Annotated in this window: 13 protein-coding genes and 1 other RNA gene; 7 read left to right on the top strand and 7 right to left on the bottom strand. The window is 68.7% G+C overall.

Annotated elements, in window-relative coordinates:
• Window positions 1-9: 9 nt before the first annotated feature.
• The 5 genes from ACGLHS_RS18485 to ACGLHS_RS18505 form a co-directional block, all read right to left on the bottom strand.
• Window positions 10-216, bottom strand: a complete 207-nt coding sequence (locus ACGLHS_RS18485) for a DUF1656 domain-containing protein (protein ID WP_093244769.1) — start codon at window positions 214-216, stop codon at window positions 10-12.
• Complete coding sequence (locus tag ACGLHS_RS18490; protein ID WP_394482002.1) at window positions 213-2,336, bottom strand: FUSC family protein; 2,124 nt, start codon at window positions 2,334-2,336, stop codon at window positions 213-215. The genes ACGLHS_RS18485 and ACGLHS_RS18490 overlap by 4 nt, the downstream gene beginning before the upstream one ends.
• Complete coding sequence (locus tag ACGLHS_RS18495; RefSeq protein WP_394482004.1) at window positions 2,337-2,834, bottom strand: MarR family winged helix-turn-helix transcriptional regulator; 498 nt, start codon at window positions 2,832-2,834, stop codon at window positions 2,337-2,339.
• Between the two features lie 117 nt (window positions 2,835-2,951).
• Window positions 2,952-3,280: RNase P RNA component class A (rnpB, locus tag ACGLHS_RS18500), an RNA gene on the bottom strand.
• A 38-nt stretch (window positions 3,281-3,318) separates the two neighbouring features.
• Complete coding sequence (locus ACGLHS_RS18505) at window positions 3,319-4,116, bottom strand: AraC family transcriptional regulator (RefSeq protein WP_394482006.1); 798 nt, start codon at window positions 4,114-4,116, stop codon at window positions 3,319-3,321.
• A gap of 115 nt (window positions 4,117-4,231) precedes the next feature.
• Between ACGLHS_RS18505 and ACGLHS_RS18510 the strand changes: the two genes are divergently transcribed.
• Complete coding sequence (locus tag ACGLHS_RS18510; protein WP_394482008.1) at window positions 4,232-5,131, top strand: DMT family transporter; 900 nt, start codon at window positions 4,232-4,234, stop codon at window positions 5,129-5,131.
• A gap of 1 nt (window position 5,132) precedes the next feature.
• Here ACGLHS_RS18510 and ACGLHS_RS18515 read toward each other — a convergent pair whose 3' ends face one another.
• The gene (locus ACGLHS_RS18515; protein WP_394482010.1) at window positions 5,133-6,182 is read right to left on the bottom strand and encodes a molybdopterin-dependent oxidoreductase; all 1,050 of its coding nucleotides are present in this window, start codon (window positions 6,180-6,182) and stop codon (window positions 5,133-5,135) included.
• A gap of 213 nt (window positions 6,183-6,395) precedes the next feature.
• Here ACGLHS_RS18515 and msrB point away from each other — a divergent pair, with 213 nt between their 5' ends.
• Window positions 6,396-6,908 (top strand): peptide-methionine (R)-S-oxide reductase MsrB, encoded by a 513-nt coding sequence (gene msrB, locus ACGLHS_RS18520; RefSeq protein ID WP_394482012.1) that lies wholly within the window; start codon window positions 6,396-6,398, stop codon window positions 6,906-6,908.
• Here msrB and ACGLHS_RS18525 read toward each other — a convergent pair whose 3' ends face one another.
• Complete coding sequence (locus tag ACGLHS_RS18525; protein ID WP_394482014.1) at window positions 6,909-7,871, bottom strand: cupin domain-containing protein; 963 nt, start codon at window positions 7,869-7,871, stop codon at window positions 6,909-6,911.
• A 98-nt stretch (window positions 7,872-7,969) separates the two neighbouring features.
• Here ACGLHS_RS18525 and tehA point away from each other — a divergent pair, with 98 nt between their 5' ends.
• The 5 genes from tehA to ACGLHS_RS18550 all read left to right on the top strand — a co-directional run bounded on the left by tehA (window position 7,970) and on the right by ACGLHS_RS18550 (window position 12,998).
• Complete coding sequence (tehA, locus tag ACGLHS_RS18530) at window positions 7,970-8,935, top strand: dicarboxylate transporter/tellurite-resistance protein TehA (protein ID WP_394482016.1); 966 nt, start codon at window positions 7,970-7,972, stop codon at window positions 8,933-8,935.
• A gap of 124 nt (window positions 8,936-9,059) precedes the next feature.
• Entirely contained in the window at window positions 9,060-9,980 is a 921-nt protein-coding gene (cysK, locus tag ACGLHS_RS18535; protein ID WP_394482018.1) for a cysteine synthase A, read from the top strand.
• Between the two features lie 83 nt (window positions 9,981-10,063).
• Window positions 10,064-11,737 carry an NAD(P)/FAD-dependent oxidoreductase gene (locus tag ACGLHS_RS18540; RefSeq protein ID WP_394482020.1) on the top strand — a complete coding sequence of 558 codons (1,674 nt, stop codon included), beginning with the start codon at window positions 10,064-10,066 and terminating at the stop codon, window positions 11,735-11,737.
• 8 nt (window positions 11,738-11,745) lie between these two features.
• A complete protein-coding gene (locus tag ACGLHS_RS18545; RefSeq protein ID WP_093245519.1) occupies window positions 11,746-12,312 on the top strand; it encodes a VUT family protein in 567 nt (188 codons plus the stop codon).
• Window positions 12,309-12,998 carry an FG-GAP repeat protein gene (locus ACGLHS_RS18550; RefSeq protein ID WP_394482023.1) on the top strand — a complete coding sequence of 230 codons (690 nt, stop codon included), beginning with the start codon at window positions 12,309-12,311 and terminating at the stop codon, window positions 12,996-12,998. Before ACGLHS_RS18545 ends, ACGLHS_RS18550 begins: the two co-directional genes overlap by 4 nt.
• The last annotated feature ends 19 nt before the right edge of the window (window positions 12,999-13,017 follow it).

Raw genomic sequence — 13,017 nt, forward strand, 5'->3', positions numbered from 1 at the left:
GGAATCTCGTCATTGCAGATAAGAGGTGACGCGGCTCAGCGCGTAGAGCAGCAGCAGGTAGAGCGCCATGTCGAACAGCGCCGGATGCCACACCCAGCGGTAGGCGCCGGTGGCCGCGAGCAGCCGGCGAACGCCCCACAGGGCCAACAGTGCGGCAAGGGCCAGCACCATGATCCAGGGCACGTAGAGGCCGTAGAAACTGGCTTCGCCGATCATGCGGAAGCTCCTGGGTTGGGCGCGGCCAGCATCGGCGGCGCTTCGGGAAAAAGATTGCGGCGCAGGCCGACCAGCGCGGTGACGGCCGAACGCGATGCGGCGGAAGACGACGCGTCGCGCGTGGCAAGCACGGCACCGAGTGCCTCGTCGATCTGCGGCAGCAGGTCGGCCGGGCGCGGGTTCATGCGGCCTTCGCCGCGCTGGCGGAAAAACCGCGAGATGCCGCCCAGCAGCGCCGCCGACGTGGCGAGCGGCAACTGGCCGCGCACACGCTGCAGCACGGCGATGTCGGCGCCCATGCGCAGGTCGCGCAGCGCGTCGTTGGCAACCACGCCTTCGACCGTACCGCCGGCCTGCGCGATGCGTGGCGCGAGCAGGCCGATGCGGTCGAGCATGCGCACGGCATAGGCATCGCTCTGCGCGTACTGCGGCTGCGACGAGGCCGCCATTTCGCCCAGCTCGCGCCAGGTGGCGCGCTGGATGCGGCGCGCGCTCCAGTCGGCACCGACCGAACGCACGAGTCGCGTGACGCGTGCCGCGACCAGCACGCCGACGATCTGGCCGACCATGCCATTGATGAAGCTCACGAGATCGGAACTGGCGGTGTCGTGCAGCGCGAGCGTGCCGGCCACGCCGAAGACCAGCGCCATCGCGGGCATGAAGTGGGTCGGCCGCGCCAGGTAGACGCCGAGCACCAGGAACAGCGGCGCGCAGATCACGACGAGCATGCCGAAGTCCTGCACCATGGGCATGAGCACCAGCACATACAGGGCCGAGATCGGAATCGAGATCAGCGTCCATTTCAGGAAGCCGTGGATCGCCGGCACCGGGTCGTCCATGGTCGCGAAGAAGCAGCAGAAGACGGCGGCCATCATGGTGGCGGCCGAGCCCATGGGCCAGCCGGTGATGATCCAGAACGCGCCGCACAGGCAGATGGCGATGACGGCCGCGAGCGCCGACAGCAACGCCATGCCGTAGTCGCGATGCAGCGCGCGGTTGCCGAGCGCGGCCGTGCGGCGCAGGGGTGCAGCGCCCTTGAGGCCTTCGTCGATGTCCAGGCGCAACTGGGCGCAGGCGGTCCAGCCATCGACCAGCTCTTCGAGGCGGCCGGCGAGGCCGATGCGCAGGGCACGGCCCCAAGGTGTCTGCTGCGTCGCACCGCTGGAAGAAGGCGCGGTGCTCAGTGCCTGGATGGCGCGGCGAAGCGCTTGCAGGCGTTCGGCGCGGGCCGGGTCGCCGCTCGCGGGCGCCGTTTCTTCGCGCAGCCATTGCGCGGCTTGTGCGAGCACGGCGGCCACATCGGGTGCGAGCGCGCCTTCGGCCTGTTCGAGCGCCTGCAGGCGGTCTTCGACGGCCGAGAGCGCGGGCGTGAGCGCGGCCACGCGGTCCTGCATCGCGCGGATCGCGCCGGCAGTCCAACGCAGGTGCGTGGTGTCGAAGGGCACGTGGGTCGAGAGCAGCCGCAGTTGCGTGATGTCGCCGGCGAGGCGGCGGCGGTCGTCGTCGAGGCGCTTCGGCTCGGCGTCCTTGCCGCCGCTGCGGCTCGCGGGCTGGAGCAGGTCGCCGAGCCACTTGCGCGCGTCTTGCAGCGTGCGGTCGAGCAGGCCCAGCACCGTGGGTGCGAGCCCGACGGGCAGCACGAGGCTGTGGATCAGCGTGGCGCAGAAGATGCCCAGGCCGATTTCCTCGACGCGCGCCACGGCGGTGTCGAACAGCACCAGCGGCGTCTGCACCGACGGAAAACCGATCAGCGCGGCGGTGTAGCCCGCGAGCATGAAGACGTACGAGCGCGGCGTGCGGTCGAACAGCGAGATGCACAGGCACAGGCCGACCCACAGCGCGAGCACCAGGGTCAGCAACTCGGGCGCATTGGACAGCGCGGGCACCAGCAGCACGGTCGCCATGCAGCCGATCAGCGTGCCGCAGAAACGGTACACCGCCTTGGAGCGCACCGCACCGGCCAGCGGATGGGCCACGATGTAGGTGGTCATCAGCGCCCAGAACGGGCGCGGCAGGCCGGCACGGCTGGCCAGGTACATCGCCAGCATGGCGGCGGCGAAGCTCTTGCCGGAAAAGAGAAGCTCCGCGCGGCTGAAGCGCGGCAGACGGAGCGCGGCCATTTACTTGCGCCCTTCCTGCGAGGCCGGGGCATTGCGGCCGAGGCGCTCCTCGAGCGTGGCAAAGACGCGCTGGCAGGCGGCGATGTCGTCGTCGGACACGCCTTCGAAGAGCGATGCACGCATCAGGCTCAGCGAGGCCTCCAGGGGTGCGCGGGCAGCCACGCCGGCGGGCGTGAGGTGCAGGGTCTTGGCGCGGCGGTCGGCCGGGTCTTCGCGGCGCTCGATGAAGCCGGCTTCGACCAGCTGGTCGAGCGAACGCACCAGCGACGGCCCTTCGATGCCCAGGGCCTCGGCCAGCACGCCCTGGCGCACCTCGCCGTCCATGCGGCCCAGCATCACGATCGGCCAGGCCAGCGTCTGCGACACACCGACGTGCGCCACCGCCTTGTCGGCCGCAGCGCGGTAGCCGCGCTGCAGCGTCGACAAGGTCATGCCGAACGCGATCAGCGCGGATTCGCGCCTTTCTGCCGCTTGCGCGGAGGGTGTCGGGTCGGACATGAGACTTCCAATTAGTTAGCTTGCTATCTATTCTACGGGTAAACCCGGAACATGCGCAAGCACGCCGCAGCGCCATGCCGCGGGCGAACCCGTGGGAAATCGGAAAGAAAAGGAAAAGTGTGAAGCCCGCCGATAAGCCGGATTCTGTGCACCGAAAGCCTCTTGCGAAGCCTTCGGCGTGACCGCCATTACTCTGGGCCGTTTGTCGCCAAACGGCTCGATGCCACCTACCCGCCAGCTCAGCGGAACCACCTCAATACTGGCCTACTTGGTGTTGCTGCGCGCAGAGATTGCCCGTTTCACCCGAACTCAATCGGCTCGTCTCTGTTGCTCTGATCCTCACCTCACGGTGGAGAGTCGTTAACTCCTGCGCTGTCCTGTGCAGTCCGGACGTTCCTCCAGTGCGCTCTTTCGAGACTTGCACCAGCGGCGGTCTGGCGGGCTTCACGGGGCGGATTATCGCCTCACGCGCGAAAGCGGCTTTTCAGGCGATGCCGCAGAACTCGCGCCGATATTGCTCTGGCGTCGTCCCGGCCTCGCGCTGGAACATCGCGATGAAGGCCGACGCGGTGCTGTAGCCGAGGTCGAAGGCGATCTCCTGCACCGTGCGGCCGGCCTCCAACGCATCGATGGCGCGCAGGAAGCGCAGCCGCTGGCGCCAGTCGCCGAAAGACATGCCCAGTTCGCGCTGGCACTGGCGCGCCAGCGTGCGCTCGGTCATGTGCACGCTGTCGGCCCATTCGGCCAGCGAGCGGTGGTCGCCGGGGTTGGCCTGCAGCGCTTCGAGCACCGTCACCAACGCCGAGGACGCGGCGGCCGGCAGGTAGCAACGCTGCACCTCGGCCACTTCGAGCTGGTCGACCACCACATGCGCCAGGCGCAAATCGGCCGGCGTGGTCGGCTCGTGCACGTCGCGCGCGGCGAAGTCGGCCAGCACGCTCTTGATGATCGGGCTGATGCGCACGGTGCAGGGCTCGGCCGGCAGGCGCTCGCACAGGTCGCGCGTGATGTAGATCGAGCGGTAGACGACCGCATGCCGCAACGTGCAGCTGTGCACCACCTTCGGCGGGATCCACACCGCGTACTGCGGCGGCGACAGGAAGCGCAGGCCCTCGGTTTCCATCTGCATCGTGCCGTGCGCGGCGTAGTTCAGGTGGCCCCAGGTGTGGCTGTGCGGCGCGGCCCGCACGTCGGCGCCGAACTCGTCGTAGCGAAAGTAGAAAGGCCCCGCCTTCCCCTCGACGTTCTGGATCGGTACGAAGCGCGGTGCGGGCGTGGCCATTCAAAACCCCGGACGAAGAAGAAGGTCCGTAATTCCGGACGATATGTCCTGATCGAGCTATATGCCTCAGGACGGACGCACCGATGATAGCCCCCACTCCCAAGAAAGCTCCCTCATGTGGCCCTACGCCTTCCCTCTGCTCGCCGTCGTCATCTGGTCGGGCAACACCGTCGTCAGCAAGATGGCGGCCGGCACCATCGCGCCGGCCGAGATCAGCTTCTACCGCTGGCTGCTGGCGGCCCTGCTCTTCGCGCCGCTGGCGCTGCGGCCGGTGCTGCGCAACTGGACCGCCATCCGCCCGCAGATGGGCCGCATCGCGGTGCTCGGCCTGCTGGGCATGGTGGTCTACCAGAGCCTGGCGTACTACGCGGCCTACCTGACCACGGCCACGCACATGGGCATCATCGGCTCGCTCACGCCGATGATGGTGCTGGCGCTGTCGATCCTGCTGCTGGGCCAGCGGCTCACGGCCGGTGCGGTGGCGGGCTCGCTGGTGTCGATCGTGGGCGTGCTGGTGGTGGTGTCCTCGGGCGACCTCGGAACGCTGCTCAAGAGCGGCGCCAACATGGGCGACGGCCTGATGCTGCTGGCCATGCTGGCCTATGCGATCTACGTCATCCTGCTCAAGCGCTGGCGCATGAAGGACGTGCCGGCGCTGCAGTTGCTCTACCTGCAGATCGTGGTGGCCGTGGTGGCGCTGCTGCCGCTGTACTTGCTCACGCCGAGGATGGGCCTGTCGGCCGCCAACCTGCCGCTGATCGGCTTTGCCGGCCTCGGCGCCTCGATGCTCGCGCCGCTGGTGTGGATGCACACGGTGGCGCACATCGGCCCGAGCCGCGCGAGCATGTTCTTCAACCTGATCCCGCTGTTCACCGCGCTGATCGCCGCCTTCGTCATCGGCGAATCGCTCGCGGCGTACCACGCGGTCGGCGGCGTGCTGACGGTGGCCGGCGTGCTGCTGGCCGAGCTGTGGAAGGCGCCGCTGCGAGGCAGCCGCGCCATGGCCGGCTCCTGAACTACGGCGTGCCCGCCGCGAACACCTCGATCGCGATGAGATTCGACACCGAGCGGCCCTGCTTCACCTCGTCCGGCACCACGAGGCGCGCAAAGCCGTTGCCGGTCAGGTCCGCGCCGTTCATCTGGTACGCCACCAGCGCGCCCTTGGCGCCGAAGTTCGGATCGATCTCGCCCAGTGACAGCGTGGCCCGGTAGCCGTCGCTGCCGGTCGCCACGGCGTACATGCCGAGCGTGACGTTCTTGGGCGTCGTGGGCAGGCCCCGGCTGTTGAGCAGCGTCCAGAGGCTGACGCCCGTGTAGGTGTTGCCGCCGACGGTCAGGCTGGACGTCGGCGTCAGGGCCTTCAGCGCATTCAGGTCGAAGCTCAGCGGCGTGGCGACTTTGCCCGAGATGGCGAACGAGGTCGACGCACCGCCGCCGATGCCGGCTGCCGTCGCGGGTGCCGCCACCACGTCGAGCCGCGTCAGGTTCGACACATAGCGCCCGCCCTTCACATCGCCCGGCGCCGTCACGCGGAACGGCCCGTCGGTCGTGCCCAGCGGCGCGGAAACGCCCGCCGTCGTCTCGGCATAGGCGATCGCGCTCGGCTTGTTGCCGAAGTCGGGACTCAGCTCGCCCAGCGCGAAGACGACCTTGTAGCCATCGGCGCCCGTCGCCAGCAGATAGCGGCTCAGCACATCGTTCTTGCGCGCGCTGTCGACCTGGATGCCCGCATCGTTCAGCAATGACCAGAGGCTGGTGCCGGTGTAGGTGTGCGTCTGGGGCCCGCTGCCGCTGGAAAAACTGACGGTCTGGGTGATGGCGGTGCGCGCCGCCAGGTCGGCCGCGGTCAGCGCCCCTGGAAGGTCGACGGCGCCGCCCAACTGCAATGTCGGGGCCGGCGCCGGTGCAGGCGGCGCTGGGGGTGGCGGTGGCGCAGGAGGTGGCGCCGTGGGCGGCGGAGGCGGTGGAACGATGGGAAAGAAAACACCACCGCCATCGCCGCCACCACCACAACCCGCGAGCACGAGCGCAGCCACGCCCGACACAAGTCCTCTGGACCAACGCATATCTCAAGTCTCCGTCTTCGATGTATTTTTTCCGACACAGCGAATGCCGTGCCTTCCGCTGTAACCCGGCGCCTTGTTCGTCCGAATTAAGGGAGGCAACGTCGCCGTCGGCCCTTGAATGCCCTCTTGCAATCAACGGGCGAATGTACATCGTTGTATTCATTTGAACATATCGAAAGCGATATTCCGCCCCACGCCAGCCGGAGAACCACCATGACGCACGACACTCGACGCCGCCTTGCCATCGCGGCCGGAACCTCGACCCTCGGGCTGGCCATCGCCCACGCCTTCGGCTGGGGCATGCGGCCGGCACAAGCCGCGGAGGGCGCGAAATTCGAGGTCATGCACACCGAGGCTGAGTGGCGCAAGCTGCTCGACGCCAACCAGTTCGCGGTGCTGCGGCAGGAAGGCACCGAGCGGCCCTACACGAGCCCGCTGAACGACGAGCACCGCGCCGGCCGCTTCAGTTGCGCGGGCTGCGCGCTCGACCTGTTCTCCTCGAAGACCAAGTTCGACAGCAGGACCGGCTGGCCCAGCTTCTGGCAGCCCCTGGACAACTCGGTGGGCGAGCACGAAGACAAGACCTTCGGCATGACCCGCACCGAAGTGCACTGCCGCCGCTGCGGCGGCCACCTGGGCCACGTGTTCGACGACGGCCCCAAGCCCACAGGGCTGCGCTACTGCATGAACGGCGTGGCGATGAAGTTCACGCCGGGCGCGGCCTGATCAGGCAACCGCCGCGTCGCTGGCCGAAGCACGCCGGAACCGCCCCGGCGTGATCCCCGCATGCCGCGTGAACGCGCGGTTGAACGCAGCCTCCGACCGGTAGCCGACCGCCTCCCCGACGCTGGCCGTGTCCTGTCCACCCCGCCCACCCTGCACGAGCAGGCGCGAGGCCAGCTCCATGCGCAGCGTCGTCAGGAATTCGAGCGGCCCCGTGCCCACCCGCCGCGTGAATTCGCGTGCGAAGGTGGCGCGCGAGAGGTGGCAGCGCGCGGCCAGCGATGCCACCGTCCACGACGCCTCCGGCTGCGCCAGCATCGCCTGCAGGCCGGGCGCCAGGCGCGGGCTGGCCATGAGGCCGAGCACGCCGGTGAGCTCGGGCCGCGTCTCCAGGTGCCCGCGCACCGCCAGCGTGAAAAGCGTGCCCGACAGCTGCGCCACGATGGCCGCGGCGCCGGCGCGCTGCTGAGCGATCTCTTCCGCCATGAGCCGCACCAGCCCTTCGAGCCAGGCGAACTCGGGGTGGTCGGCGAAGGCGATCACCATGGGTTCGGGCAGCGCCTCGAGCAGCACGCTGCGCCGGCGGCCGGGGAATTCGAACTCGCCGCAGAGGATGTCGGTGTCCGCTTTCTCGGGGCGCCGGAGGTTGGTCTTGAGATCGAACAGCTCGCCCGTGCGCCGCCGGATCGCACGGCCCTCGCCTTGCAGGCCCGCGGCGCGCAGCACATGCGCCGGCCCGCGCGGCAGGATCACGAAGCTGCCCTCCTCCAGCGGCACCAGCGTGCGGCTCGCGGGCAGCCAGAGTTCGCAGCGCCCGCGCAGCACGATGTGAAAGGGCGCGCGCCACGGGCCGATGGCCTCGTGCGGCGCAGCCCAGTCTTCGCCGAACAGGCAGCGCAGGTCCATGCGGCCGCGCAGGCCGAGCCAGTCGACGAGTTCGCTCAGGGGATCGGGGTGCGAGTTCATTTGAGACGATAGAACAATTTTCAGAATGCTTTGAGCATTCAAAATCTTACCCCTGGCGCCCAGAATTCATTCACCGATCCTTCTTGCAGGTGAACAGAATGACTTCCGAGCGCACTCCCATTCCCGTTTCCTACTTCGGCATTGCCGTCGGTGTGCTGGCACTGGGCAACGCCTGGCGCGTCGCGGTGCCGCTCTGGCATTTGCCGCAGGACATCGCAACTTTCGTGACCTGGAGCGGCATCGCGGTGTGGCTCGCGCTGCTGGCGCTCTACGCCCACAAGTGGCTGCGCCACGGCGACGCCGCGCGCGCCGAGATGAACCACCCGGTGCAGTCGGCCTTCGCATCGCTGGTCCCGCTGTCCAGCATGCTCGCGGCGATGGCGCTGCTGCCCTACGCACGGGCCGTGGCACTGGCCGTGTTCGCCGTGTCGATCGCCGCATCGCTCGTGCTCGGCCTCTGGCTCTACGGGCGCAGCTGGCAGGGCGGGCTCGCACCCGAACTCGTCACGCCGGCTTTCTATCTGCCGGCGGTCGGGCAGAACTTCGTGGCCGGCACGGCCGCGGCGGCCTTCGGCTGGCCGCAACTGGGCATGTGGTTTTTCGGCGCGGGGCTCTTCTCCTGGCTGGCGATTGAATCGCTGATCCTCGGCCGCGCAGCAACACGCGAGCCGCTGCCCGAAGCGCTGCGCCCCGTGCTGGGCATCCAGCTCGCACCGCCGGTGGTGGGCGGCATCACGTACCTGAGCCTGAACCACGGCGTGCCCGATCTCTTCGCGCAGGTGCTGCTCGGCTACGGCCTGTTCCAGGCGCTGCTGCTCCTGCGCCTCTTGCCGTGGATCGCAAGGCAGCCTTTCGCACCGTCGTACTGGGCCTTCACCTTCGGCGTGGCCGCGCTGCCGACCCTGGCCATGCGCCTGGTCGCAGCCGGAGCCACCGGGCCCGTCGAATGGGTCGCGCCGGTGGCCTTCACGGCGGCCAACGCGATCATCGGATTCCTGGCTCTCAGGACGATCGCGCTGCTGCTGAACGGGCGCCTGCTGCCTGTGGCGACACCCTCGCGCTGAGGCGGGCGCGGGCGGGGCTCTCGCATCGGTGTGGCTTTGCCGCCCGGCTCGACTTGCTCCCCCTCGGTGGGGCGCCACAATGCGCGCTGTCCGTCCGACAAATGCATTGATCCAAGGAGATTCCATGAAGGCCCAGAACATCCTCCAGACCATCGGCAACACGCCCCACATCCGCATCAACCGCCTGTTCGGCAATGCGAAGCAGCAGGTCTGGGTCAAGTCCGAGCGCGCCAACCCGGGCGGCTCGATCAAGGACCGCATCGCGCTGTCGATGGTGGAAGACGCCGAAAAAAGCGGCGCGCTCAAGCCCGGCGGCACCATCGTCGAACCCACCTCCGGCAACACCGGCATCGGCCTGGCGATGGTGGCCGCCGTCAAGGGCTACAAGCTGATCCTGGTGATGCCCGACAGCATGTCCGTCGAGCGCCGCCGCCTGATGCTGGCCTACGGCGCCACCTTCGACCTCACGCCGCGCGCTGGCGGCATGAAGGCCTCCATTGCCCGTGCCGAAGAAATCGTGGCCGGCACGCCCGGTGCATGGATGCCGCAGCAGTTCAACAACCCCGCCAACATCGACGTGCACGTGCGCACCACGGCCGAGGAAATCGCGGCCGACTTTCCCGATGGCATCGACGTGATCATCACCGGCGTGGGCACGGGTGGCCACATCACGGGCGTGGCGCGTGTGCTCAAGAAGAAGTGGCCCAAGCTGCAGGTGTTCGCGGTCGAGCCCGTGGCATCGCCGGTGATCTCGGGCGGCGCGCCGGCACCGCACCCGATCCAGGGCATCGGCGCGGGCTTCATCCCGAAGAACCTCGACACCTCGCTGCTCGACGGCGTGCTGCAGGTCGATGCCGAACCGGCCCGCGAAATGGCCCGCCGCTGCGCGCTCGAAGAAGGCCTGCTGGTCGGCATCTCGTCGGGCGCCACGCTTGCGGCCATCGCGCAGAAGCTGCCTTCGCTGGCACCCGATGCGGTGGTGCTGGGCTTCAACTACGACACCGGCGAGCGCTATCTGTCGGTCGAGGGATTCCTGCCAGCCTGACCGGGCCATCGGCCAGCTATCGCTTTCATAGCGCCCCCGGCGCTTAAAATGCGCGGTCTGCTTGATAACCACAAGCCACCGACATGCTGCGAATATCCGAACTCAAACTCCCGCTCGACCACGCGCCCGAGGCGCTGGCCACACTGATCGCCTGGACGCTCGACGTCCCACCTGAAGCGATCGCCTCCCACACCGTCTACAAACGCAGCTTCGACGCGCGCAAGGTCGACCTGCTCACGGTCTACATCTGCGACGTGCAGCTGGCCGATGCCAAGCTCGAAGCCGCGCTGCTGGCCAAGCACGCCGGCCATCCGCACATCCAGCCCGCGCCCAACATGGTCTACACGCCGCCGGCCAATGCGGCCGAAGGCACGGCGCGGCCGGTGGTGATCGGCTTCGGCCCCTGCGGCATCTTCGCGGCGCTGATGCTCGCGAAGATGGGCTTCAGGCCCATCGTGCTCGAACGCGGCAAGACCGTGCGCCAGCGCACCCGCGACACCTGGGGCCTGTGGCGCAAGAGCGTGCTCGACCCCGAGTCGAACGTGCAGTTCGGCGAAGGCGGCGCCGGCACTTTTTCGGACGGCAAGCTCTACAGCCAGATCAAGGACCCGCGCTTCCTCGGCCGCAAGGTGATGGAAGAGTTCGTCAAGGCCGGCGCACCGCCTGAAATCTTGTACGTCGCGCATCCGCACATCGGCACCTTCAAGCTGGTGAAGGTGGTCGAGAACATCCGCGAGCAGATCGTGGCGCTCGGCGGCGAGATCCGCTTCGAGCAGCGCGTGACCGACGTGCACATCGAAGAAGGCCCCACCGGCAGGCACTTGCGCGGCCTGACCGTGCTCGACCAGGCCACCGGCACCAGCAGCGAGCTGCGCGCCGACCACGTCGTGATGGCGCTGGGCCACAGCTCGCGCGACACCTTCGAGATGCTGCATGCGCGCGGCGTGCACATCGAGGCCAAGCCCTTCTCCATCGGCTTTCGCGTCGAGCATCCGCAGGGCCTCATCGACCGCGCGCGCTGGGGCCGCCATGCGGGCCATCCGCTGCTCGGCGCTGCCGACTACAAGCTGGTGCACCACGCCAGCAATGGCCGCTCGGTCTACAGCTTCTGCATGTGTCCCGGCGGCACCGTGGTGGCCGCCACCAGCGAGCCGGGCCGCGTGGTCACCAACGGCATGAGCCAGTACTCGCGCAACGAGCGCAACGCCAACGCGGGCATCGTGGTGGGGATCGATCCGAAAGACTTTCCAGGCTGGAGCCCCAATGCCGCGGGCGACGCGCTCGCGGGCATCGTCCTTCAGCGCCAGCTCGAATCCAACGCCTACGTGCTAGGCGGCAGCAACTACCACGCGCCCGGCCAGCTCGTCGGCGACTTCATCGCCGGCAAGCCATCGACCGCGCTCGGCAGCGTGACGCCTTCGTACAAGCCCGGCGTGACGCCGACCGACCTGCACCAGGCCCTGCCCGCCTATGCCATCGAGGCCATGCGCGAGGCCTTCCCCGCCTTCGGCCGCAAGATCAAGGGCTTCGACCTGCACGACGCGGTGCTCACCGGCGTTGAAACGCGCACCTCGTCGCCCATCCGCATCGCGCGCGGCGACGACTTCCAGAGCCTCAACGTGCGCGGCCTCTACCCCGCCGGCGAAGGCGCGAGCTACGCGGGCGGCATCCTCTCGGCCGGCGTCGATGGCATCAAGGTGGCCGAGGCCGTGGCGCACGGCGTGCTGGCCGAAGCCGAACAGGCACGCACCGCCTGATGCAGACCATGACGACTTCTTCGCCCCTGCATTTCGCGCGCCCCACCGCCGGCCAGCTCGGCGTCGCCACGCTGGCCATGGCTGCGGTGGTGCTGGCCTCCAACATCCTGGTGCAGTTCGCCATCAACGACTGGCTGACCTGGGGCGCCTTCACCTACCCGGTGGCCTACCTCGTGAGCGATCTCGTCAACCGGCGCTTCGGCCCCGGCATGGCGCGGCGCGTGGCGTGGGTGGGCTTCGCGGTGGCGGTGGTGGTGTCGCTGCTGCTCGCGCCGGCGCGCATCGCGGCCGCGTCCGGGCTGGCCTTCATCGCTTCGCAACTGCTCGACATCGGCGTGTTCGACCGCCTGCGCCGCGGCCTCTGGTGGCGCGCGCCGCTGGTCGCCACCGTGATCGCGGCCGTGCTCGACAGCATCGTGTTCTGGGGCATCGCCTTCGCAGGCACCGACGGCCCGTGGCTCACCTGGGCGCTGGGCGATCTCGGCGTGAAGCTGGGCGTCGGCGTGCTGATGCTGCTGCCGTTCCGGCTGCTGATCGGACGGCAGGCCGCGCGCATCGCCGCCAACGCCGGATGAAGACGCGCCACGCGCTCCTGCTCGCGGCGCTGCTCGGCCCGGGCCTTGCCATGGCGGCCGAGTTCGTCATACCGAAGCTGTCGGCCGCGTATGCCGCGCGCATCGTCGTTGCCCACTGCGACGACACCCAGTGTTCGGGCCCGGCCACCATCGAGCTGATCGACGCGAAGACGCATGCCACGGTCCAGCGCTTCGAGAGCCAGGACATGAGCATCCTGCTGGACAAAAGGCACCGGCCCGCCGTCAACGCCACGCAGCTCTACAGCGACCAGAGCGCGCTGATCGTCGACGACTTCAACTTCGACGGCCAGGACGACCTGGCGATCCGCAACGGCAACAACAGCAGCTACGGCGGCCCCTCGTACGACGTGTACGTCTACAACCGCACGCGCAAGGCCTTCGTGCCGAGCGCGGACCTGACCGAGCTGGCAACGTCGACACTGGGCATGTTCCAGGTCGACCACCAGCGCAAGCGCCTCGAAACCCTCGAGAAGTCGGGCTGCTGCTGGCACCTGACCACCCAGTACGCGGTGGTTCCCAAGGTCGGCCTGCAGAAGGTCTACACCCGCGAGGAAGCGATGGCGACCGATGGCGAGCACCTGGACATCACCGAAGGCCGGCTCGTGAACGGCCGCTGGAAAACCAGCACCCATCGCGAAGCGGTGAAACAGGACGACAAGCACTGACGCGAAGGCGCATGCCCGC

Origin of the sequence: Variovorax sp. VaC1 (genome assembly GCF_043658315.1) — a bacterium.
Classification (GTDB): Bacteria; Pseudomonadota; Gammaproteobacteria; order Burkholderiales; family Burkholderiaceae_C; genus Variovorax.